21 protein-coding genes and 3 pseudogenes are annotated in these 24,916 nt (G+C 33.1%); all 24 read right to left on the bottom strand.

From position 1 onward, the window contains the following. Nucleotides 1-151: 151 nt before the first annotated feature. The 24 genes and pseudogenes from A6754_RS02985 to galU all read right to left on the bottom strand — a co-directional run bounded on the left by A6754_RS02985 (nt 152) and on the right by galU (nt 24,910). The gene (locus A6754_RS02985) at nt 152-952 is read right to left on the bottom strand and encodes an ExeA family protein (protein ID WP_066442446.1); all 801 of its coding nucleotides are present in this window, start codon (nt 950-952) and stop codon (nt 152-154) included. After that, nucleotides 945-2,300 carry a DDE-type integrase/transposase/recombinase gene (locus A6754_RS02980; RefSeq protein ID WP_066442445.1) on the bottom strand — a complete coding sequence of 452 codons (1,356 nt, stop codon included), beginning with the start codon at nt 2,298-2,300 and terminating at the stop codon, nt 945-947. Before A6754_RS02980 ends, A6754_RS02985 begins: the two co-directional genes overlap by 8 nt. Before the next feature lie 45 nt (nt 2,301-2,345). Continuing rightward, a complete protein-coding gene (locus A6754_RS23125; protein WP_257297389.1) occupies nt 2,346-2,876 on the bottom strand; it encodes a DUF6431 domain-containing protein in 531 nt (176 codons plus the stop codon). 100 nt (nt 2,877-2,976) lie between these two features. Further along, nucleotides 2,977-3,912 (bottom strand): IS21 family transposase, encoded by a 936-nt coding sequence (istA, locus tag A6754_RS02975; RefSeq protein WP_082851588.1) that lies wholly within the window; start codon nt 3,910-3,912, stop codon nt 2,977-2,979. Nucleotides 3,913-4,071: 159 nt separating this feature from the next. Beyond that, nucleotides 4,072-5,019, bottom strand: a pseudogene (istA, locus tag A6754_RS02970) (IS21 family transposase); the annotation flags it as partial. Between the two features lie 461 nt (nt 5,020-5,480). Continuing rightward, a pseudogene (wecB, locus tag A6754_RS02965) lies at nt 5,481-6,522 on the bottom strand (non-hydrolyzing UDP-N-acetylglucosamine 2-epimerase). A gap of 72 nt (nt 6,523-6,594) precedes the next feature. Beyond that, nucleotides 6,595-7,830, bottom strand: a complete 1,236-nt coding sequence (locus A6754_RS02960) for a nucleotide sugar dehydrogenase (RefSeq protein WP_066442444.1) — start codon at nt 7,828-7,830, stop codon at nt 6,595-6,597. A gap of 61 nt (nt 7,831-7,891) precedes the next feature. Beyond that, nucleotides 7,892-8,920 carry a dTDP-glucose 4,6-dehydratase gene (gene rfbB / locus A6754_RS02955; protein WP_066442443.1) on the bottom strand — a complete coding sequence of 343 codons (1,029 nt, stop codon included), beginning with the start codon at nt 8,918-8,920 and terminating at the stop codon, nt 7,892-7,894. Beyond that, nucleotides 8,920-9,774, bottom strand: coding sequence for a dTDP-4-dehydrorhamnose reductase (gene rfbD / locus A6754_RS02950; RefSeq protein WP_066442442.1), 855 nt, complete (start codon nt 9,772-9,774; stop codon nt 8,920-8,922). The genes rfbB and rfbD overlap by 1 nt, the downstream gene beginning before the upstream one ends. Nucleotides 9,775-9,780: 6 nt before the next feature. Then, nucleotides 9,781-10,341: a dTDP-4-dehydrorhamnose 3,5-epimerase gene (rfbC, locus tag A6754_RS02945; RefSeq protein ID WP_066442441.1), complete on the bottom strand. Its 561-nt coding sequence runs from the start codon at nt 10,339-10,341 to the stop codon at nt 9,781-9,783. 16 nt (nt 10,342-10,357) lie between these two features. Continuing rightward, a complete protein-coding gene (gene rfbA / locus A6754_RS02940) occupies nt 10,358-11,236 on the bottom strand; it encodes a glucose-1-phosphate thymidylyltransferase RfbA (protein WP_066442440.1) in 879 nt (292 codons plus the stop codon). Nucleotides 11,237-11,289: 53 nt separating this feature from the next. Next, nucleotides 11,290-11,943: a CatB-related O-acetyltransferase gene (locus tag A6754_RS23085; RefSeq protein WP_066442439.1), complete on the bottom strand. Its 654-nt coding sequence runs from the start codon at nt 11,941-11,943 to the stop codon at nt 11,290-11,292. 23 nt (nt 11,944-11,966) lie between these two features. Continuing rightward, nucleotides 11,967-13,265: a lipopolysaccharide biosynthesis protein gene (locus A6754_RS02930; RefSeq protein ID WP_066442438.1), complete on the bottom strand. Its 1,299-nt coding sequence runs from the start codon at nt 13,263-13,265 to the stop codon at nt 11,967-11,969. A 35-nt stretch (nt 13,266-13,300) separates the two neighbouring features. Then, nucleotides 13,301-14,650 (bottom strand): glycosyltransferase family protein, encoded by a 1,350-nt coding sequence (locus A6754_RS02925; protein WP_066442437.1) that lies wholly within the window; start codon nt 14,648-14,650, stop codon nt 13,301-13,303. A gap of 260 nt (nt 14,651-14,910) precedes the next feature. Beyond that, nucleotides 14,911-15,804, bottom strand: a complete 894-nt coding sequence (locus A6754_RS02920; RefSeq protein ID WP_066442436.1) for a glycosyltransferase family 2 protein — start codon at nt 15,802-15,804, stop codon at nt 14,911-14,913. Nucleotides 15,805-15,867: 63 nt separating this feature from the next. Next, the gene (locus A6754_RS02915) at nt 15,868-17,100 is read right to left on the bottom strand and encodes an O-antigen ligase family protein (RefSeq protein WP_066442435.1); all 1,233 of its coding nucleotides are present in this window, start codon (nt 17,098-17,100) and stop codon (nt 15,868-15,870) included. Nucleotides 17,101-17,504: 404 nt separating this feature from the next. Further along, nucleotides 17,505-18,587 (bottom strand): glycosyltransferase family protein, encoded by a 1,083-nt coding sequence (locus tag A6754_RS02910; protein WP_156495673.1) that lies wholly within the window; start codon nt 18,585-18,587, stop codon nt 17,505-17,507. Nucleotides 18,588-18,638: 51 nt separating this feature from the next. Next, on the bottom strand, nt 18,639-19,412 hold the full coding sequence (locus tag A6754_RS02905; protein ID WP_066442433.1) for a glycosyltransferase family 2 protein: 774 nt from the start codon (nt 19,410-19,412) through the stop codon (nt 18,639-18,641). A 53-nt stretch (nt 19,413-19,465) separates the two neighbouring features. Continuing rightward, nucleotides 19,466-20,452, bottom strand: coding sequence for a GNAT family N-acetyltransferase (locus A6754_RS02900; RefSeq protein WP_066442432.1), 987 nt, complete (start codon nt 20,450-20,452; stop codon nt 19,466-19,468). A 107-nt stretch (nt 20,453-20,559) separates the two neighbouring features. After that, nucleotides 20,560-21,522 carry an NAD-dependent epimerase/dehydratase family protein gene (locus A6754_RS02895; protein ID WP_066442431.1) on the bottom strand — a complete coding sequence of 321 codons (963 nt, stop codon included), beginning with the start codon at nt 21,520-21,522 and terminating at the stop codon, nt 20,560-20,562. Beyond that, nucleotides 21,522-22,379 (bottom strand): polysaccharide deacetylase family protein, encoded by an 858-nt coding sequence (locus A6754_RS02890; RefSeq protein WP_066442430.1) that lies wholly within the window; start codon nt 22,377-22,379, stop codon nt 21,522-21,524. The genes A6754_RS02895 and A6754_RS02890 overlap by 1 nt, the downstream gene beginning before the upstream one ends. A gap of 3 nt (nt 22,380-22,382) precedes the next feature. Continuing rightward, complete coding sequence (locus A6754_RS02885; RefSeq protein WP_066442429.1) at nt 22,383-23,015, bottom strand: sugar transferase; 633 nt, start codon at nt 23,013-23,015, stop codon at nt 22,383-22,385. Between the two features lie 374 nt (nt 23,016-23,389). After that, the gene (locus A6754_RS02880) at nt 23,390-23,755 is read right to left on the bottom strand and encodes a type II secretion system protein (protein WP_066442428.1); all 366 of its coding nucleotides are present in this window, start codon (nt 23,753-23,755) and stop codon (nt 23,390-23,392) included. 272 nt (nt 23,756-24,027) lie between these two features. Then, nucleotides 24,028-24,910: pseudogene (gene galU, locus A6754_RS02875) on the bottom strand (UTP--glucose-1-phosphate uridylyltransferase GalU). Nucleotides 24,911-24,916: the final 6 nt, after the last annotated feature.

Here is a 24,916-nt window from a genome sequence, read left to right as displayed (position 1 = left end):
TTGACCAGTAAGAATGTATCAGTCTCTGCCTAGTTCGAAGTGGCAGGAAGATATTTTCCATTTCCTAAATGGAAATTCAAATCATTCATCACAGTGCAACCCAACAATTCCAACATTCCAGTACTTCAATGTATTCTTTTTAGCGGTTTTTTTATGAAAGTTCCCCCTGGATAACTTGCTTAATCATATGATCATCAATGATTCTCCGACCATTTTGTGAGCCATACAGGAGACTATGTGTACAGAGTTTATTAATGAGCCTTGCGGCACCACCAGAGAACCGGTGGATTTCGTCAAGCGCCCCATCAGAAAAGATCGGTTGTTCAACACCTGCATAACGGAGATGCCTAGAAACATACTCTTCAACCTGAGCACGGTCGAGATGTCCTAACTGGAATTGGATATCAATTCTTTGGCGTATCGCTGCGTATGATTGGAGGCGTAGTCGATCCCACAATTCACTTTGACCGACTAGAATCAGCGCCATCGGACTCTGTGAATCCATCTTGAAGTTTAGTAGGAATCTAACTTCTTCTAACATTTCTCGGTCCAAAAGGTGAGCTTCATCCACTACCACGACAGGCTGTAGTCCTCGAATACCTTTCATTAATTCAATTTCTCGATGAAGCTGTCGTTTTGCATCCCCCCGATAAAACTTTGCTTCTGAGCCTAGTTGTTCCAACAGACCTTTGTAAAAATGACGAGGCGTTAATTTGGAGTCGGATAGATAAAGGATGTGGAACTTTCCTTTATCTAATCTATCTACAAACTTACGGATTGTCGTCGTCTTTCCGGTACCACTATCTCCACTCAAGACCGCAAAAAGCTGTCTCTCAGCTGCATATTTAAGCCTTCCAAGGATTTCTTGCATCATGGAAGAATCGTAAAGTTCATTCGTTGGCAAATCACGTGTGAACGGAGTATTTTCCATTTCATAGAATGCTTCAAACACGAGAGTCATCCTCCTTCCAGACTGCACGGAAGGTTACGGCAGGTTTCTGTTCAATTTGACGATCCTGGTTCCTTCGTTCAGCTGCCCTTAGTAGTCTCGAAGATTCAACACTTTGCACCTGCAGGTGCTCAGGTAATTCAGGACGTTTCCCAGCTCTTTCCCCAATGATAAGCTTCCTGGCCTTCCAAGGAGTATAATCCTCGAACTCAATGGTAAGATCCTCTATATTCGCAGGGTCATAAACTACATCCACCTTTCGCCCAATGAATGCCAAGCCCACTTCATATTTTTGATCCATTAAAATGATACACCCTGATTTATCAACCTTCCTTGTTTCACAGTGTAGAAATGCAGTGCTTAACGTTTCCTCATCAATAAAGCGAATTGCTTTTCTATCGGAACGGAAAGCCGTTTCCGGACTAATTTTCTCTTCAAGGGCAGAGTGAGGTTTATTCTGATAGCACTCTGTCAGCCACACCTGAAAAAGTTCATTCAGATGATCTAAAGTTTTTGGTTTCTCAATGATAGCTTCACTTATAAATGAATCTATAACTCTATTAAACCTTTCAATTTTGCCCTTGGATTCAGCTGCATACGGCTTAGTGTAAGAAAGGCGGGTGCCTATTTTAGAACATGTACGGGACATCCATTTGGTTCGATACTGCTTTCCATTATCAAAATAAACGGCTTCTGGAACACCGTACTTTTGGATTGCTTGCCGAAAGGCATCTTCAATGATTCTTGAGTCTAGAGTCGGATAGAAGGCTGCATGAACCACTAACCTGGTTGCATCATCAATAAAAGCGACAAGGTAAACCTGTTTATTGATCCCTTTTGGCCCAATAGGCAGATAAGGACCGTATTTAATATCTGATTGCCAAAGTTGGTTCCGGTGCTGTTTTTGAAATCTTCGGGCAGCTACACCGGATTGAGAATAGAGACGCATATGTCGGGTACTGTAACCTTTTTCCGTTAGTTTTTCTTGAAGAGTAGACCTTTTAATTTGTCCTGGATCAGTTAATCCTTCCCATTCTAGAATCTGGATGATTTGCGCCACACTACGGTTTGGCACTTCCTTTCGAAGAAGGATTGCCTGTTCCAATATATGAGAAGGAATAGCTTCTGACTTCCGAGAAACTTTTCTCCCTTGTGGTTTCAATCCTCCAAATCCATCTTCACGAAATTGAGCCAGATATCGCCTAATAGTTCTTTCAGAAAGACCGCTTACCTGCACTATCTGGTTTTTTAGCTCCTTTATTTTTCCAGCATCAAGCCCTTCTGCCAATAAAGGGGATATCAGTTGGAAACGCTGCACTGCCAACTCCTCTGATTTCTTATGATTTCTCATGCATACACTCTCCTTTTTGTTTCTATCATGAGTGTAAATCAGAGGTTATTGGACAATGAATGCAGAACGGGTATGTATCCAAAAATTAATATTTACTATAGGGCGGACAATTCTTGTCAGCCATCCATTGGCATCTCCTGCCAAGCGTCCTAGCCTTTGAAGTGCAGTCCCTGAACCTTTGGACGTAAGATCTTGGGGGATGGTTCCTTGACGGGTTCTAATCATGATAGAGGTTAAGCAACCAACCCAATAGTCCACATACTCATGAAACCAGCCACTCCACCTCGAAATAGTAGAATCATCGGCTGGAATAGTGTGGTTGGATGGGCTCGTAAGAACGCTTTCAATACATTCAGATTCATACCGTTTGTAAGGGACCAATAAATCCGGAAGTTCATGGTGAATGGTAAGGCAGTTTGTGCACCTTAACCTCCTAATGTTATAGGTCTTACTCTGTCCTGAATGATCCATAGCTTTTCGGTTCTTAGTACCTATAACCAACATGACTTTCCCACAACATGGAGACGGAATCCTACCTGCACCCCTAACTAAAAACTCCAGTAAGCATGTTTTCAATCAGCTGATAATCTGATACAATAATCATATACTTTTTGGTGGGACGTCTCCCGTATAACTGTTGGCGCAGTTATACGTTATGGGAGGCGTCTTTTCCTTTCTACAGAATTAAAAATGTCGAAATGTTTCGAATATATATATGGACATTATAATCGACTAATTCTGGACATGCAATACCGTCAACTTTCGGTAATTTAATGGTGTCAAAAACAGTAAAGCAATGCATGTTTCTTAATGCTGCGATTATCCAAGTAGAGATCACTCCAACCGAACCTTCTACATTGGCTTTATCTTTAGGGGTACGAACCCTCGCTGGCATGACAACAGTATTGTAGTAGTCCGCCATCTCTTTATAAGCAGAATTTAAGATCAATTCGCGAGTTGTGTGCTTCGTAACGCATGTTTTTAGGTTGTCTGGAACGACAATTTGAGTCGTACCACCGAAATAGCTATAGGCATTATTGTGAAGTGTGATCCATGAATGAGAATCCATAGACAAGCTTGCTTCTGCGTATGAAAATTGGCTGCACGGGAAGGTCGCAACGAACACATAGGCTTTTACCTTTTCTCCAGTATCTCTATTAATGATGAACGCTGTGGAGCCCGCCCAATCGACTTCCATTATTTCACCTGGTTTTCTGCGAATGCGCAAAGTAGCTTTGTATTTATCTGCATAATTACTGTAATGACGTAAGAAACTTCGATAAGAGTATGGGATCTTTTGATTCGCTCTACATTCAGCTTCATATTCATGGTGGAGAAGTGACAGTGTCACATTGGGCTTCGCCAGCTCTTCATGAATATAGTCGAAATTCAAGGGATGCCGACCTGAAGCCTCCAATGTTTTCTGAGTAAAAATAAATTCCTCAATCCACCTATCCGTCATTTCCTCCTCTAACGGACAGACTAGGCCCTTCTTTTCGGCAAGGGTGATGATCTCTGTTACTTTTTGACGAGAATGGCCAGTACTTGAGGCAATACCTCTAAGGCTAATACCCTCATCCTGTAATTCCAGTATCTTACGATAATGAATCATACAAAAAACCTCCTAAATAATAATGACACACCAATAGGTGTGCTCAATAATTATACAGAAGGCAATGTAGTGGTAAACAGCTTGTCATTTGCTGGTACATATCGTGGCATTAGGTGGTAAATAGAATGTCATTAATGGTACATTTCATTGGCCGTAATCACTTACACTTATTGTTATACTTTGGTTATTGGTACTTTCAAATGAAAGTAACGAAGAGACTGGCTGTAAGTGTTGCTTTTCGAGGAGAAACACTTCTGCTGGTCTTTTTTTCGTGGTCTGGTGAACCTAATGGTTTCCAGTACGATCTAGCCACTGTAATGCTCGATTATTCCAATCTTCTATGTCGCTAAACACCCGACTATCAGCGAAATTGCCTTTTATGTATTTCACTACATTTTCAATCATGCCTTTAGATTCTGGATCAGCTCTTCTACACAAGTGAACTTTGAATTTACGCTCATTTAAATAGCTTTGAAATTCAGCTGTTAAAAGCAGCTGGCCTGCATTTTCACTCACTGTGATTAAGTGGTCCTGATCATAGACAATTTCTTCTGTTCGTCCTCCATAGAACTGAAATGGATTTTCATGACATCTGACCGCATCTCTTGTAGTAAATGGACGTGCCTGCCATTCCATATATTTATGTCTGGAGTGAGCGAGTACAAAGGCAATAAAATACAGTTTGATTTCTTTGTTGTCTGTCGTTTTCTGTTTTGTTTCACCCCAGTCCACCTGAAGTTGTTTGCCCATTGGTTGTTCAGGAACTGCTTCGTATTGACGGACAATGACCTTTTTCTTAATCTGATAGACTTCACGAATATCTTTCACATAAGATCTCACAGTACTTCCACCGACCGATAGGTCGGGATATCTCTCCAAAAGCCAATCATGAATCTGAGCACTACTCAGGTGAGGATACTCCTCTAGCCAGGCAAGTATCCAGTCTTTATAGTGATTTAGTTTTTTCTTCTTCCCCAAAGGCTGTTCAGTGTAAGCTCTTGCCTCCTCAAAAGTCATTTCTAAATACTTATAGACAGTTGGTCTTGAGATTTTAAGCTCCTTAGCGATTTGTGCTACTTTAAATTTTCTTTTGCGTAGTTCATGAATCTTTACATATACACTAACTTCTCCTCCAAAATTCTAACCTCCAGTAAAATAACATCAATATCTATTTTACTAAAGTAGTATGTTAATTGAGCAAAAGTGTAAAATCTTATCAAGCGAAAACTGTCAACTTTATTCTAGCGTTTACAGACTGGCTCAAAGCTCCGCATAAGTGGCTCATTTCAACTGCAATAATCACTCTGCACTTTTATTTTGCAATAAACCTCCCAACTGTGTTGAAGCTTTTTAATTTTAATTGATATTTCAATACTAATATTTTACACAAGAACGTATGTTCTGTATGAGGTAAAAAAATAAACCCTCCTAGCTTTTTATAGCTCAGAGGGCATAAATAGTAATTTAGTATTTCTATTATAATCAATCAACCGAATTAACGCACAAAAGTACAAGTGCATAAATACACACCCGCTAAGCTTAACTTTAGCTTAGCGAGCGTTTATTCGTTACATTTTACCTTCTAACACATCTGCAATTCTTTTACTTGCAAATCCATCACCATAAGGATTACTTGCTTTACTCATTTTTTCATACTCATTCTTATCTTCAAGGAGTAGTTTGAAATTTTTATAGATATTTTCTTCATCTGTACCAACTAATTTCAGTGTTCTAGCCTCTATACCTTCAGGTCGCTTGTTATCCCGCATAACTAAAACTGGCTTCCCTAAACTTGGTGCTTCCTCTTGGATTCCACCATTATCAGTTAATATTAAATATGATCTTGAAAGGAAATTATGGAAGTCTAACACTTCCAAGGGCTCAATAATTCTTACTCTATCAGTATTCCCTAATATCTCATTAGCAGCATCTCTAACAACAGGATTCATGTGGATGGGTATACTGCCTTAATATCTGGATATTCATCAACAATCCTTTTGATTGCTTTCAACATATTTTTCATTGGCTCACCGAGATTTTCTCTTCTATGAGCAGTAATCATAATAAGTCTACTATCCGACGCCCATTCAATTTGACCATGAGAATAATCTTCTCTTACCGTAGTATTAAGTGCATCAATAGCAGTATTACCTGTTACATATATAGAGGATGGATCTTTTCCTTCTTTTAATAAATATCTTTCGACATTTCCGTTGGAGCAAAATTATACTTGGCTACAATTCCTACAGCTTGACGATTAAATTCTTCTGGATACGGGGAATAGATATTATAAGTCCTTAGTCCAGCCTCAACATGTCCAACAGGAATTTGCAAGTAAAAGCAAGCCAAAGACGTGACAAAAGTTGTAGAAGTATCACCGTGAACTAACACCACATCAGGTTTTACTTCTTGAAGAACAGCTTTCATTTTTTCCAATATATTTATAGTTACATCAAATATTGTCTGTTTTTCTTTCATTATAGATAAGTTATAATTTGGGACAATATTGAATGCGTTAAGTACTTGGGTTAACATCTCTCTGTGCTGACCTGTAACACAAACTACTGTATCTAATCTTTCTCTTGTATTTAATTCTTTAACTAGAGACACATCTTAATGGCTTCCGGTCTTGTGCCAAATACCACCATAACTTTTTTATTCATTATATCTACCAACTTTATCTTACAATTTATATGATCCTTCAAATGTGCAGATATTTTTTGTATCAAGAACAAGCTTATCTTTTATGAAATCCATATTACTTTTTATATGATCATGTCCAACCATAATAACAAGGATTTCTATCTCATTTAAGAAATCCTCAAAATTCATAAATTGATGATCAACAATTCTTTCTTTTACATAAGGGTCAAAAACTTTTACTCCAAATGCTAAATGCTCGTCCATTCTTTCTAATAATTGAAATGTAGGACTTTCTCTTGTATCATCAACATTTTCTTTATATGCTAATCCATATATGCCAACTTTCGTTATATCCATAATGTTATGCTCCCGCATTATATCTCTAATTCTTCCTAACACATGTCTTGGCATAGAATCATTTATTTTTCTTGCAGTTAAGATAAGGTTAGTTAGGTCTGGATAATCCCCTACCAAGAACCATGGATCTACGGAAATACAATGACCTCCAACACCTGGACCAGGTTTCATTATATTAACTCTTGGGTGCATATTGGCAATTCTAATAATCTCATAAACATCCATATTGTCCGTATGGCAAATCTTAGCTAATTCATTAGCAAATGCAATATTAATGTCTCTATAGGTATTCTCTACAACCTTAGACATTTCCGCTGATCTAATGTCAGTTACAACAATTTCAGCCTTGCAAAAACTTGAATATAATCCCTTAACCTTATTACCTACCTCTAAACTATCTGCCCCTATAGTTCTTGAATTGTGCTCAAGTTCATAGATCATATTTCCAGGTATGATTCTTTCAGGAGCATGTAACAAATGAATATCGTCCCCATTAACATATCCTCTTTTTTCAATCTCTGGACGAATATATTTATCAACTGTACCAGGGGAAACAGTTGATTCTATTATTATAGATGCACCTTTCTCGCAGACGTCAAGAACACTATTTAATGCTGAAATAACATACTTTGGATCAAGCTTTTTACTTTTCTTTTTATAAGGTGTTGGCACTGCAAGTATATAAGTATGTGTTTTCTGATATTCTGTTGAAAATTCTATTCCATTAGACAAGGCTTCTTTAAATAATTCTTGTAAACCAGTTTCCTCAAAAGTGAGATTTCCTTCTTTTAAAGAAGCTACTAATTTATTATTTATGTCTGTACCAACTACCTTAAGTCCACTTTTAGCAAACATAAGTGCCGTCGGGAGCCCAATATAACCTAAACCAACTATATTAATAATTGACACTGTTTCCATTCCTTTCTTACCTAAATCAAAAACAATTATTATATCCAATTTTCCATATGATATTAAAGATTTACTTGGACTTTAAATAATATTGCTTCTTAAAAAAGTTGTTATATTCACCACTAATAATTTGTTCCCACCAATCCTGATTATCTACGTACCATTTTATGGTGTGAGCAATTCCAGTATCGAACGTGTAAGTAGGTTTCCAACCCAATTTTTCTAGTTTTGTTGGGTCAATAGCATAACGCTTATCATGTCCTAGTCTATCTTTTACAAATTCAATTAACTCTTCTGATTTACCTAAAGTTTCTATAATTGTTTTAACCACTTCTAAATTTGTTCGCTCATTATGGCCACCTACGTTGTAAACCTCACCGTTGGTACCTTCATGTAAAACTAAATCAATTGCTGCACAATGATCCTCTACATGTAGCCAATCACGAATGTTTTTCCCGTCTCCATAAACAGGTACCTTTTGCTCATTTAGAACACGTGAAATTGTTAAAGGAATCAATTTTTCAGGAAAATGGTATGGCCCATAATTATTTGAACAGCGTGTAATATTTACTGGCAGGCCATAAGTTTCATTATATGCACGTACTAATAAATCTGATGATGCCTTACTAGCACTATATGGACTATTAGGCTGTAGCGGCGTTTCTTCTGTGAAAAATGTTGTAGGATCAAATTCTAATTCGCCGTATACTTCATCTGTTGATACATGAACAAATTTTGTAACACCAACTGCTCTTGACGCATCTAATAATACTTGTGTGCCAACAACATTCGTTTGTACAAAAACTCCTGGATCTGTAATAGAACGATCAACATGGCTTTCTGCAGCAAAATGAACAACGCAATCAAATTTTTCTTTTATAAAAAGTGCCATAACTGTTTCACGGTTAGAAATATCTGCTCTAATAAAGTGATAATTATCGCTTTTTTCAATATGTTTGTGCTTTGTTAAATCCCCTGCATAGGTTAATAAATCTAAATTATAAATATCATAATTAGGATACTTGGCTACCATATATTGAACAAAGTTACCACCGATAAATCCGGCACCACCTGTAACAAGAATTTTTTTTCCGGCCATCATTTCACCTCTTGTGCTAATTCATTTAAATAATGTTTTAAAGCATCCTGCCACTTCGGTAATGGTTCGAACCCATTTTCAACTAGCTTTTGCTTTGACATTCGTGAGTTTTTTGGTCTAACAGCACGTGTTGGATATTCTTCTGTTGAAATAGAGTTTATCGTAACAGCTTTGTTGGTTTGGGTGAATATTTCTGTAGCAAACTCTGCCCATGTACAAAAGCCTTCGTTTGACGCGTGATAGACTCCATACTTTTCAGTTTGTATCATATCGATTAATAACCGAGCTAAATCAAATGTATATGTTGGTGAACCACACTGATCTCCGACAACATTTAATTCATTACGAGTTTCAGATAATTGAATCATAGTTTTTATAAAATTATGTCCGTTGGTTCCGAATACCCAAGAAATACGAACAATAAAATAATCTTCATATAAATCTCTTACAATCTTTTCTCCCTCATATTTTGTTAGTCCATAATAGCCTACTGGAACGGGTTTATCTTCCTCTTTAAATGGCTCCTCACCTTTACCATCAAATACATAATCAGTACTGATATACATCAGCTTTGCTTTTACTTTCTTAGCTGCAGTAGCTATAAACTTTGTTCCTAGTACATTTACTTTCCAACATGATTCTTTCTCATCTTCAGCTTTATCAACGGCTGTATATGCTGCACAATGGATGATAACATCTGGATTCACATATTGAACATATTTATATACTTCTTCCTCATTAGTAATATCTAAATCTTCTCTGCCAATTCCAATCATACTAATTCCACGCTTTTTGCCTTCGCGTACAACATCATAACCGAGTTGACCTGTGTAACCAGTTACTAAAACATTCATAATACACTACTCTCCATAATTAAAGTTATTTTCAGCATCTTTTAAAAGAGGTGCTTTTTGATCTTTTTCTGAAAGAATAGGAGTTATATCATTTGGCCACTCAATATTAATTACTGGATCATTCCAAATAATACCTCGGTCATTTTCTGGTGAATAAAGCTCATCGACTTTATACTGAACCTCAACGTTATCTGATAAAGTTATAAACGCATGCGCAAACCCTTTTGGTACTAATAATTGTTTTTTATTTTTATCAGATAATTCAATTCCAAACCATTTCCCAAAAGTAGGGCTATTTCCTCGAATATCTACAGCTACATCAAAAATTGAACCTTTTGTACAACGCACCAATTTTGTCTGTGCCTTGGGATTTAGTTGATAATGCAACCCTCTTAATGTACCTTTAACTGCAGAGAATGATTGATTATCCTGAACAAAATTTAAATTAATTCCGAACTCTGAAAACTTTGCATAACTGTATGTTTCCATAAACCAACCACGGTGGTCTCCAAATACATTTGGTTCAATAACTAATACATCCTTTAAATTTGTCTCAATAATTTTCATACTTCACCTCGTACAATTAATACTTAACATCTCCGTTTGCAACTTTTAATAAATATTGACCATAGCCAGTTTTATCAAATAATTTACCAGATTCAATTAACTGATCCTTACCAATCCAGCCATTAATATAAGCAATTTCCTCAGGTGCTGATATTTTTACCCCTTGATGTTCTTCTACAGTTTTAACAAAGTTAGTTGCTGCAACAAGACTTTGATGAGTACCTGTATCCAACCATGTATATCCACGACCCAAAAGCTCAACTTCAAGTTTTCCGGCATTTAGATATGCCTCATTAACTGATGTGATTTCTAATTCACCTCGTTCAGAAGGTTTAATCCCTTTGGCTATTTCCACTACATGGTTATCATAAAAATATAGCCCAGTTATTGCATAATTCGATTTTGGAACTTTCGGCTTTTCTTCTACACTAATTACTTTGCCTTCTTCACTAAATTCTACCACCCCAAAACGTTCTGGGTCTTGGACATGATAACCGAAAACAGTTGCTCCAGATTTTTTTTTTGCCGCACGTTGAAGTATTTTCCTCATACCACTTCCATAGTAAATATTATCCCCTAAAATCATAGCAACCGAGTCTTCACCAATGAATTTTTCACCAATTAAAAAAGCCTGAGCCAAACCATCAGGACTAGATTGAATTTCATAATATAGATTTACCCCGAACTGGGAACCGTCTCCTAGTAACAACTCAAAGCGTGGAGTATCTTCTGGTGTAGAGATAATTAATATTTCACGAATACCTGCAAGCATCAATGTAGATAGTGGATAATAAATCATTGGCTTATCATATATCGGTAAGAGCTGTTTAGATATTGTCTTTGTTAATGGGTAAAGCCTAGTGCCACTTCCTCCGGCTAATATAATCCCTTTCATAAGAAAACTCCTTTATTTTAAATATTTTTTTATTCTTTCCTTGGAGATTCGAATTATATCTTTATTTTATCGATAAGTTTGATTGGCTCTTTCACTAATTCGTTAAAATTTACAATTTCACTAATATCTTTTTCCCACCATCTACTATTCAAAAGCCTTTCTATAGTACTTTCATCAAACCTATATTTAATTACTTTTGCAGGTGCTCCCACCGCAATAGCATATGGTGGTATATCCTTAGTAACCACACTTCCAGCACCTATTATAGCCCCAGTTCCTATTTTTACCCCTGCAAGGATAGACACATTGGAACTAATTAATACATCATTGTCTATTACAGTTAGACCATCAACTTCAATATTATTGTAATAGTCTCTTTTAGTATAACCTCTACTTTTAGAATAAAGAGCAGGACTCGTAGATAAAAAGTCTTTTGGATGGGAGCCTAAACCAATTCTAACATTATGTGATATAGAGCAATATTTTCCAATAGATTTCACAAACTCTATTCTTGTGAAATCACCAATAAATGTATAACTTCCTATTGAAATGTTATGAGGTATAATTACATCTTCACTTATAACTACACCATCCCCTAGTGTTGTATTGAATGGGACGATTGACTTTATTTTTATATTTTTATATTTCATAGGTGCTATCAATCGGCTATATAAGCAAGAAATCCCTCTGCCTATAAGTAACTTCATTCTTCTGACCACTTCCTTTAAATCTAAATATTAATAACTTGTCGCTTCTCTATCTCTTTATTTATTATTTTCATTGCTCGCTGGAAAGTTAAACAATAAATAATTGACATAATACCAGAGTATAGGCCAACAAACCAATATGAATTAAGAGAAAAGAATAGAACTATTAGATAAACCAATAGTATTAATATAACCTTCAAGATATCAAAAACCAATTCATCTTTTTGCTTCTCAAAAACAGAAAACACTTTAGTTATAGGAGTAAAGACTAATCGTGAGAAAACTAATATTGCTATTATTCTTGAGTAAACTCCTGACTCATACCATATGTCACCAAAAACCACTGAAAATAAATATGGTCCTAAAAATAAAAGAATTACTGAGGGAATTATTCCAATTAGAAAAAGTTTATGAAATACTTTTCTCGCTAATTTTTTTAATTTCATAGGGTCTTCTCTACCTGCGCTCGCAGCTTCAGCGTAAAAAACATCTGCAACAGAACGACCAATCAAATTCATCGGAAGATTAACAATGGTGTTTGCCAATCCATAATATCCAATGGTTGCACTACCGTATAAGGTTGTCATAAAAAGAATAGGAAGTTGTAAACCAAGATTATTTAATAATTGACTTGGAGCAGAATATAAAGGAAATCTTATATACCTCTTTGCACACCAATATATAATCTTCCTATCTATTAAAGAGAAAAAGGTTTTTTTATTTCTAGTTAATGGGGAAGATAACTTTGTTATACCTAAACTTTGGCCTAGTATATTACCAAAGATAAGACCCACAGGTCCAAAAGAAAGAGTTCCTAATACGATTTTCGTTAAATTTTGTACTAAACTCTGAGTCAACTTTGTTTTAGACAGTGTTTTGTAATTTTTTGTTCTTAACGCCCATTGTGTAAAGATAGTGTACAACCCTGTTAGAAATACCCCTAACGGTATTAAAATCTGGTACATAGGGATTGATATATCTGTAAAAAGCTTAAAAATATAGTCGCCAACAAAATGTAAAATAAAGAAAGTAGTCAGTACAAAAAACACTAATATAATTACACTTAATACCAATACATTAATGGCCTTTTTTTCATCATCAGCAATAGCAACTCCAGATTCATACTTAAAAGAACTAATTATCGCTAAAATGCCTAAAATCGCAGCAAATAATGTTAAAATACCAAAGTCCTCAGGAGAATAAACCCTAGTGATAATCGGAGCAAATAATGCGTTAATTATTTGGGCAGCTGCGGTTCCTCCAGCAATAACTATGATACCTTGTACAAAATTATTTTTTAATACCACTTTTAATTTATCCACTTGTTCACCCTAGATCAGTACTTTCAAAGTTTAATTTATTCTAATATTTCCAAGTATGTTTTATATTGTTCCTCTCGTGAAAATTTTGGTGTTTCATTAGAAGAGAATAACCTAGCTTTCCCCAATTCATTTTTTAACCATAATTGATATAAATAGTTTATATTTGAATATATACTATCGGGGTTATTTTCCACTGATATCCCTAATTTCTCACTATTAATTATTTCTGAATGTATTCCAAAGTTAGTTCCTATTGATAGGATAGGCTTGCCAGCCTTAATATAATCATATAATTTACCACTAATAATATATCTGGATGAGTTGTCTTCTGCAGTATGAAGAAGTAATAAAAGGTTAGATTCCATCATATATTCGTATGAAATGTTATTATCTACATTCTCTATCAACTCAATAGAATCTCCAAATTCCCTCTTTATATCCAGTGCATAACTGGTGTTAATATTTGATACCCCGACAAATTTAAGTTTTATTTTTTTTCCTTCTTTTAAAATTCTTCTATATGCACCTAGTAGATTAGATATATTTCTATACCCATATGGAACAAGATTGATTGATCCAACATATGTTATTATCATTTCAGGATAATTAGACTGTTTATTGTTTAGTTCGTTAACATCTTCCCATGATTCGAAACTATAACCATTTGCAACAACTTTACACATTTCTTTAGGGAGATTAAACTTTTCTTCCATGTCCCTTTTTAAGTTCTGGTTGGTACATATTAAATATGAAGCATATTTTAAATAATCTTTTTCTAATCTTCTAGTAAAGAAATTACCGTTGTTCCACAAATTCCATGGATCACGATAATCATAAATAATGTTTAAATTTTCATCTTCTTTTTTAAGCATTTTTCCAATTTCAAGCATTCCAAAGGGTGGTACTGAGATTATTACATTTGAAATCTGGTTTACCTCAATATATTCTTTTATAACTTTATAATTTGTTCGTGACCAACCTCTTGAAAAAATAGCAGCAAATACACTGGGTTCATTAAAAAGAATATTATCAATTTTTTTTAATAAATTTACTAACTGGTTTCTTCCTATTTGTTTTGCTTTACAATATAGCTTTATTTTAGTTTCTTTGTTATTCACTAAAGATTTACCAGTTTTCTTTTTCCCCATAGATAAAAGGATATTATTTAACCTTTTATTCCTAATTTCCAAGCTTTTATTATTAAATCTAACCACTTTTCCATAATTGTTAAAATCTCTCTTTTTACATGAAAAGACTGATACAGAGTAACCCTTTTGTGATAAATGACTAGCAAGGTAATACATTCTTTGACAACCACCCCAGCTATAGGAGTAAGGTATCATGTCATAAGTGATTATTAATACTTCTTTGTTAGTATTGTTCATTTAATTACTTCCTTTTGTGAAGACAACAAATTACATATTTATAATTGTCTCTTATTTTTCACCTATTGAAACACCTTAAAATTTAATATTCATATTCTGGTTCCTATAGCAAAATAAACTTCAATTAGTAAATTAACTTCATTTTTAAGAGTGCATTCGCTAATATTTTTTATTAATGAAAAAATTCCTTCAGATGTTTTATAAAAAATTCTTTATAATAAGAGAGCATTACTATCATATCAAAAATGACTAAAATCTTTTCACCTTACTTTAAGTATTCTTCTTATTAACTGTTTAAGACCGACTTCAGCTATAGTTAACTTAAAAAAAGAATCAACTAATACAAACTTCAACCCACGGTATTTGTAATATTTACTTAATATTGTTCTGTGGCTATCTAACATAATTTTATGCTTTTTTAGAGATGAAGAGAAAGTTTTATTTATAGTTGCTGAGTGTTTGTGAATATACCTTTGATCAGTTCTTATTAGGGTTTTGAATCCTAATTCCCTTAATTTAAGACCTAATATTGTTTCTTCTCCATACAAGAAAATCTCTTCATCATACATTGCGTTATTATAAATTATATTTGCATCTATTAATAATAAAGCTCCAGCAACACATCCTACTTCTATTGTTTTTAATGATTTTTTCTTTGTAAAATATTTTATACCATAGAACATTCTATTCATTAGTAAGTATCTAGATATGGTTCCACTGGCTGTTAACATATATTGGTAACCCTTTGGAACAGACCACCCAATAATATCTTGAGGTTTTCCATCAATTGTTAATGGAATTCCGGAAACCACCGCACAGTTAGAATTAGAAGAAATAGTATTTTTTAGTTCTTTAATAAATACTTCTTCAAATTCCACATCTGGGTTAGCAATTAGTATATATCTAGATTGCAATTTATTATATGCAAAACTAATACCAAAATTATTACCATAACCATATCCACCGTTGCGTTCAGACTTAATTATATGAATTTTTTCATTTCTATGTTTTAACAACTTATCTGGTGAATCATCTGTTGAACAATTATCGACTACAACTATATGATCAAACACTTGATAGTTTGATATTTTTTGTATTAATGCAAAAGTATTTTCATAATCATTAAAATTTAAAATTACACACGCAGTAGCCACTCATTTCCCCCCTCTATACAAGCAACTTTTAGATTTATTTTGCATTTTCTTTGTAACACTCTTTTATCTAAGTATTTCCTTATTAGTTTTTTTTGCTAAAAGGGACAATTCATAAGCTACTAATAGTCCAACTAACATATAAAAATAAGGTTCCACCAAGTAACTATTCGAAAATAAGAGTTTAATTATACTTAAAGAAATAAGTATGGAGAAAATATTTTGCACATAATACTTTCTACTGAGAAGAGACTTTATACAAAGAACTAGTAAAATCAAACAAATCAAACTTCCTACTATTATTCCGAATTGTACTAGTATTTCTAAAAATATATTGTGTGCGTATAACTCTCTATCATTGAAAATTAATAAAGATTTATTTTCAACCCTATCGCCAAATAATCCATGTCCAAATAACGGACTATTTGTAATAGACTTAAGCATGTTAGAATAGATAATGCCTCTATAGCTATCATCCGCAAAATCTCCGTTTAATAATTTTGTGATAATTTTACTATCTAATCCAAAATGGGTTAGCATAAGTACTATTTTATTTAAATTTATTATCATGGTTAAATAAGTTAAAATAAGAATATTGATGCCTAGAAAAATCAGAGATATAAGTTTTACAGACTGTCTTTTAATGTTTATTAATAGATAAAGTATAAGAAAAACAATTATGCATATTAACGCTCCCCTAGTACCTCCTATAAAAATTAGAATTAAATTAACTAAAGCTAAAATGATATCAACCTTTCTTCCACTTTCAAGTGCTGTAAAAGAGATGAAAATTGTACCTATTAACATTTGATATCCCACGGACATATAAGAATATCCACTTTCCGCTGCAATACCAGTTACAGCGAGAATTCCAATTAAAATCGACAAGACTCCAAGAATTCTAGATGCAGATTTAATTATTGAAAAAAGTATATTAAAATCTTTAATACAAATTGCAACACAAAAATAAGGGTATGCAAACCTTAACATATACTCCATATTACTTTTTATATAGTCTCCATTTGCATAAAAAATTAACTTTGTAAAAACCAACATAAAAAATAATATTATAAAAGATACTATTATTAGTATCTTTGCTGTAGAACTAGAGTATTTTAAAAGCAATAACATTAAAAAGAGAAAACCCAAATTATAGAGAATGGAAATAATTAAAGTTGATATTCCTAAGTAATCAAATAATATTGAAAATATATATATTACAATTGGAACTATAATTACGCTTAAAAAAGCATAGCTTAAAATAACATCTGAATTCTTCTTTATTGAATCCTTTTCCAAATAACCTTCCCTCACAATTCAAACAATAAATATTTTATACTGAATTTACGTTAAACTAGCAGAATTTCTTTTAAATTGATTTTATTTGATTAAGAAATTTAATATAATTTAAAATTACCTTAAAAGTTAATAAAAAATGAAATTTATGGTCAAGGTATTAGAAAATAACCTTTAACCCTTAACTTCACAGCTGTCAATATATAATTTATCTGTTCACAAACTCACCATTAACTGAATTGCATTGATCTTTTCAATTCTCTATCATGACATTAAAATTTATTCTGCTATTAATTATGTCACTTGTTATATAGCTTAATTCAGCGCTATATAGTTGTTAAATTAGAGTTTTAAATATTGTTGAGTTGATATTAATTAATAACATCTACTCCAATTATCATTTCATTTTAAAGTTTCGATTCTATAAACATCTTGAAACTATTAATGAATGCTTGATCTTCTTCTTTTACTTTATTAAAAAATTCATCATACTCAGGTAAAATATTGCCTTCTTCCAAATCTAAATACCAGTTATAAAGATTATCCGCTATTCTTTGATCATCGTAGTCTACTTTAAATCCAAATCCTTTGGTTACGGTTGCTTTTTCCATATACGTATTCGGACTTACTAAAATAGGAATCTTTAAACCTGCAGAAAAATATAGCTTATTTGACAACGCTGTTGTTAAAGCAATTTTTTCATTACCATACAAATTATTTATTATGTCAGTTTTTTCATAAAAACTTGCAGTTTCAGTTGGAAGGAATCTTCCATGGAAATCAACATTATTTATATTATTATTTTTACAATATTGTTCTACTTTTTCCACATTCATACCATAGTATTGAAGCTTAAAACGGCTATCATTTCCTAAAACACTTAATAGTTTTTTATTTTCTTCGAAATATCTTATGAGACCAATAAAACTTATTCTAATTGGTCCGTTTCTTTTTTGTTCTTTTTTCAAATCTAAAGCTTTTTTTATGTTAATATGGTCTATATTGTGTGCTATAACATAATCATGCTGTGGCAAAAACTCTCTATATCCGGGAGATGATATAGCAGTCTGGTATGAATAATTTATTGCGGTTTTCATACCTTTTGAATAGAGTTTAATATTCTCAAATGTATAGTCACGTATATCCAACCAATATTTTCCTGGATATTCATTTTTTAAGAAATAAGATAACTGTGCCATAATTCCAGCATACGATCCAAGGATAATAACCTTATCATATTTTTTCTCTCTTAATTTCTTTCTTACAAAGTTTGCAAAACCAATATATTTTAATAACTTAAAAGGTTTTCCTGACATCACTTTATCTTGTAAATTATAATTAATAATATTCCCCTCAGATTCTTCATTTATTAACGCTCGATTCCAACAAATAAAATCAAATTCTGTATAAGAATTAGTTATCATTTGTTCATATCTTTTATAATAAGGAGCTGTATAAATATTACAAGGTAGTACTACACATATTTTCAAGATCATCCCTCACATTTCATTCACCGAATAATTTAAATTATTTCAATTTATTCAATACTTCCATCCCCATTTATTAAAATACTTGAACATTGAACTTAACATCATTTGCAATCCCTTAATCGATTTATGACTTTCCCTCTTACCTTCGTGCTGCACATAATAATTAGGATTACAAACTACTTTTCCCATTTTCCTCATTTTACGTGACAGGTCAGCATCTTCGAAATACAGAAAATATCTACTATCAAATCCATCTAGTTTTTGCAAAGTCTCTGTTCTAGCCGCCATAAAACTGCCTGAACAAAATTCAATTTCAAAAGGGCGAACCAGGTTTGTATTTTTACACTCATATTCATCAGCCCATTTTTTAAATATTCCTCCCCTTGATGCAAAGTATCTACCAATTAAATACCTTATAGTCGGGTCTTTCTTAGGAGGGTGTTTCAAATTGTTATCATTGTCATGTACATTTGGAATACATAATACAATATCTTCATTACTCTCGAGATAGCTAATGAGATTTTCAATTAAATTAATGTCAAAATTTATATCCGGGTTAATAACTAAGTGATATTTAGATTTTGCTACTTGTATTGCGGCGTTATGCCCCCTACCGTAACCAACATTACTTTTCATGTTTATTAAATTTATATTCTTGTAAGTGTTTTGTAAAATTTTAATTGTTCTGTCAGTAGAGCAATTGTCTACCACATATATATCAATTAAATCTTTCACACTACTATCTAGTAGTGAATTTAGTACTCCTCTGATTTCTCTTTCATTATTATAAGTAACTATTGAAGCACTTATCCTAAAATTATTCATATTATCTCCTTTAGTATTCTAATTTCAAATATAAAATATAGTTCATTTGACATTTACACTGAGTCGTGCATACCTAAGCAAATCTCCCAATTTTCATATTGTTTTGATAAGTATTCATATTCTTGGTTAATAGGCAAGACAACAAAATTTTTCTTGTTTTGAGGAATATAAAAATGTTTAAAAAATAATGTGTTCGATAAATTGTATTTTTTTATTATTAATGTATAAGTTGCATGGTATTTCCTTGAGATATAATCCACTTCTTTGATGAAGTGTTCGAATATTTCTAAGTCCCCAAAATAATCTAAGATAATTAATTCTCTTCCATAATTGTTTTTATTTAATGCAAATATATAAATAAACTCTTTACCATTCCTGTTTATTATGTTTAACCCATACCTTATCTTTGGATGCTCTAAAAATCTCCATTTTAAAAATTCCTCTGACTTTATTGTTCTAAATATATTTCCTGCATCAAAACTGTAATCTATTTTCTTTATTTTATCTTCAGATATTAAATCTTCAGCTTGCAGCGAGCAACTTTCAAAGCCACTATAGTTCTTAATTAATTTATAAAATGTATAAAATTTGTTTATTTTTACATACCAATTGAGTTTATTAACAAAGGTCCAACCTAATTTTAAATTCCCACGAATACTCTGTTCATTTGGAAAATTGAATACTAGATCCATTTTCTCTTTATTTTCAACTAAGGCGTTTTTAGTGAGCATTGTGAATAACCCGAGTCCTCTATACTCTTTATCTACCACTGAATCTATTGGTTGATAGCAAGTAAGCACTTGTCCACCGTTACTTAATTGCCATGGCCAAAATGGTCTTACGCCAATTATCTTATCATTATGTTCTGCAACATAAATTATTGGCTTTCCAAATATGCTCCGTTCGTATTTCCATTCCCACCATTCACTATCTCTATTTAACTTCATGTGTTCTTGTATTTGGAAGTTCCTATTTAGCAGATCAAGTACTTGATCTTTATCTTTGTTTTCATATGTTCTTATATTTATTTCATTTATCATTGCTAACTCCCTACTTTAGACTACAATAAATTTAAAACTTATAAATTATAAATACATGCAAGTATATTTTTATTTAAAAAATTAAGACAAACTTTTTAAAATTACTTTCAATCATTTTCTTGATAAACTGTTTTCTCCAAATCCCAGTTTGGTTTTAATATTTTTTCCATTTTATCTGTAGAATATCTTGCAGGATTTATTAACTTATATATATTCGTACGAAGTTTAATAAGCTTTGATTTTTTTAAAATCTTACAGGATATATCTAATATTAATTTTACTAATGTGAAAATTTGATTCGGTAAGTAAAGAACATTTTTTGAATTACCAATCTTCTTTTCTAGAGATACAAAATCTTTTGAATTAATCAATTTACTGTCACAAACGTTGTAAGTACCTGTCATTTTTTCATTAGATTCAAGCCACTTTACTGCAAAATCAATTACATTATTAACAGATACAAAGTGATAGCTATATCCTTTTCCAACAGTGAATGCAATGTTAGGATATTTTATATATATCCTTTTATAAGCGTCTTTCATATATCCCTTTGCATAAACAGGGGCAAACCTAGCTATAACATAATTATTATATGAATTTCTTTTTGAAATTTCTTCCAACATAATCTCAGCAAGATACTTAGATTTAGCATAATCTGAGATTGGATTCGATAAAAGGTCTTCTGTTAAGATAGGAGAATTAATATTTCCATAAACATCTACACTACTTGCATAAAAAATCTTAGTATTAGATCTTGTTGCACATTGAAAGATTGTTTTACAGGCTAATGTATTTACTCTATAATATTTATTCCAGTCTAAATTTTTACGATTTTTTCGATGAGCTATTGCCGCTAAGTGTATAACTTCAGATATATCATGTTCGTGAAATATTTTTTCTATAGCAATAGAGTCAGTAATGTCTACACTTATATAATTAAATTGTTCATTTATTGCTCGATTACTTTTACCTGTAGATAAACCTAAAACTTTATATCCCTTTTCTAACAGCACATCTATAAGTCTGCTTCCTACAAAACCATTACAACCCGTTACTAATACATAACCCATTACAATCCCTCACTGTTAGATTTCACCAGTTCCTGTTCAAAGGTCCTAAACTCTAAGCCTTCTTTTCGTAATAATAATAATACTTTTTCTAGCTTATTAAGGTTACCTTTTCTACCGACTGACGCCCTGAATTTATCTTTAAATGGTACGTCACCAGAAAAAGGTATTTTAATATCTGTTAATTCATATGGGTGTATATATAATATAAAATTATCTTGTTTGCTTAAGTAACTCTTAATTAAATTTCTTATAACTGGGTACGGCAATAACCTTAAATACCCGCCTCCAGATATTGGTATATTGAATTTCCCAATTGGATGAGTAGGAATTTCAAACTCTAAGAAGTCATCTAATTTATATACTAGATCCTCAATCTTTTCATAACCACTTAAATCTAAGCTTCCATACAATGGGTGCTCTGCAAAGCATATATAACTAGAATCATAGCTATATCCACAGTCCTTTAAAATATCAAGTTTTTTTCTGTCCATTGAAAAACATGATGCCCTATAACCCTTAACAACATCTTCACCTATAACAGAATCTAGTATGTTTTTTGCCTCAATAATTTGCTCCTTAAATTCTTCGTCTGTTTTATTATATAGAAGTTCATGATCTAACCCATGGCACCCTATCGCATGGCCTCTATCTTTTATTTCCCGTATTATATCTGCATGATTATATGCTATTTCAGCAAGAATAAAGAATGTTGCCTTAATATTTAATCTATCTAGCATATCTAGAAAATTAAAAATTTGTGGGATTGTTTCGACTTCATTCTTATCAACTTCATATTTTTTTAAATAATCCAAATGATACCACTCTTCTATATCTATACTTAAATAGGCTTTTTTCATGTTTCAATTCTCCTTAGTACTAGCAATTTCTTTCTTCCCTCTAGCTTTAGCTCCAGTTCTACCTTCAACAACCCCGTCACTCTTTAAAACACTAACGATGCTCCCAAAGAAACACTTAACATCCATCCAAAGATTAATCCTCTTAACATACTCCCCATCCAACTTGGCTTTCATTTCAATTGAAAGTTCATCTCTTCCATTAATCTGTGCCCAACCTGTCAACCCAGGTGGTACATCATTAGCACCATACTTATCCCGTTCAGCAATCAGATCATACTGATTCCATAGCGCTGGTCTCGGACCAATAATACTCATATGTCCAACAAAGATATTCCAGATTTGCGGGAGTTCATCAAGTGAAGTTTTTCTCAGAAACTTGCCCATCTTTGTGATATACTGTTCTGGATTATCCAATAAGTGAGTTGGAGTGTCCTTCGGCGTATCTATTCTCATAGTACGGAATTTCAATATATTGAAGTGTATCTTATTGATTCCAACACGCTTTTGCTTAAACAGTACCGGACCTTTTGAATCAATCTTAATAGCGATAATAAGAATTAAGAATATTGGTGATAAAACAATAAGTCCAATAAAAGAAAGAATGATATCTATCAATCTTTTAATCTTAATATACATACCTGTAACACTCCTTAATATTTGTTCTTTAGTAGATTAGGACTTAATTAGAATCTTGAAATATCCATTCCAACTAACTACTAACCCACTAAATCAATCCACTTCCGATACTCAACTCGTAATATCCATTCAATCTATCTAAAAAATACGAAATAGATATTTACTGTTTTAGTACTTCAAACCGAGTTTCTGCGTATTATATATACCATTCAATCAATCTATAAATCTCACTAAAAATGCCTCAACCCCTTATCCCACAAGGCTTCCGGTATCTTATCTGATTACGATAGTCAGTTCCTAATTACCATTCAACACCCCATCATCCTCCAAGATCGCAAGACCTAACAAACCAATGTTTTCAATAATCTCTTCAATCACAAAAACGGAACTTCTCCATCATTTTTTTCCTCATCATCATCCTCATCCAAATGAATGTTGCATATAACTTTACCATCAACATAGCGAAACTCTCCATTATCTGGGCATATTTCACCTTCTGTGTATTGGAGAAATTCTGCAAACAAAACATCAGAATGAACAACTCCATTTAAAGCAAGATGCGTCTCATACCTCTGTTTAACTTCTTCCTGATTAACAAGACAAACATCCCTATTAGCATTGCTCATTATTTTCACAATAGACGGAGTTGCACTCGCTGCTATTATGAACAAAATAGCTCTTACAACTATTACTCCAATTAATATCAAACCCTTTTTATTTTTTCTTACTATTGTATACACTCAGATCATCTCATTTTGGAAAAAACAGATCATAGCTATACAATTTCAAAATATATATAGGGCATCCAACCCCACCTCACACCACACCCCCGACAAAAATGTCTAAGGCTCTCCACCCACAGCGCAGCCGAGTGCCTCCATTGATAGTGGTTAGGAGACATCACCATTGGTTCTTTCCAACAATATGTTACATATTCGCACATGTTTTGGACAAAAAAAGATCTAGATAAACTGTTTTGTTGAGGAACAGCCTATCTAGAATGTCAGTGAATTTACAAGTTTAATACTTTTAATTCATTTAGTTTCGTTTCCATGTATTTCACTAAATCGTCCTTAATTTCTTCATTTTGCAAAGCGAATTCGAGTGTTGTTTTGATGAAACCGAACTTTTCGCCGACGTCATAGCGTGTTCCTTCAAAGTCGTAGGCAAATACGCGCTGAATTTCGTTTAGCTGCTGGATCGCGTCTGTAAGCTGGATTTCTCCGCCTGCTCCTTTTTCTTGCTTGTCCAGGAATATAAAGATCTCAGGCGTTAAGATATAACGTCCCATGATCGCCAAATTGGAAGGTGCCGTTCCTTGTTTTGGTTTTTCAACGAACTGGTTCACTTGGTAACGGCGGCCATTTTGACTTGCTGGGTCAATAATACCGTAGCGATGTGTTTCGTTTTCTGGCACTGTTCTGAACTCCGATGACAGATGAAAATGTTTGGTCATATTCGTTCATTAATTGCTTTAAGCATGGTGTTTCAGCTTGGACAATATCATCTCCAAGTAGAACAGCAAATGGCTCGTCACCACTAAACTTATGTGCACACCAGACAGCATGTCCTAATCCTTTTGGTTCTTTTTGACGAATATAGTGAATGTCTACTTTTGATGATTTTTGAACTTCGTTTAATAATTCAAGCTTTCCTTTTTCAATCAAGTTTTGCTCCAGTTCAAATGAGTTGTCGAAGTGGTCTTCAATCGCTCTTTTGCCTTTGCCTGTTACGATAATGATGTCTTCAATGCCTGCTTCGATTGCTTCTTCCACAATGTATTGAATCGTTGGTTTATCCACAATTGGCAGCATTTCCTTTGGCATCGCTTTTGTTGCTGGCAGGAATCTGGTTCCGAGTCCTGCAGCTGGGATGATCGCTTTTCTTAACTTCATGTTAAG

Origin of the sequence: Cytobacillus gottheilii, assembly GCF_001636345.1 — a bacterium.
Taxonomy (GTDB): domain Bacteria; phylum Bacillota; class Bacilli; order Bacillales; family Cytobacillaceae; genus Cytobacillus; species Cytobacillus gottheilii.
Note: the sequence above shows the minus strand (reverse complement) of the source record. Positions and strands in the feature narration are given on the sequence as shown.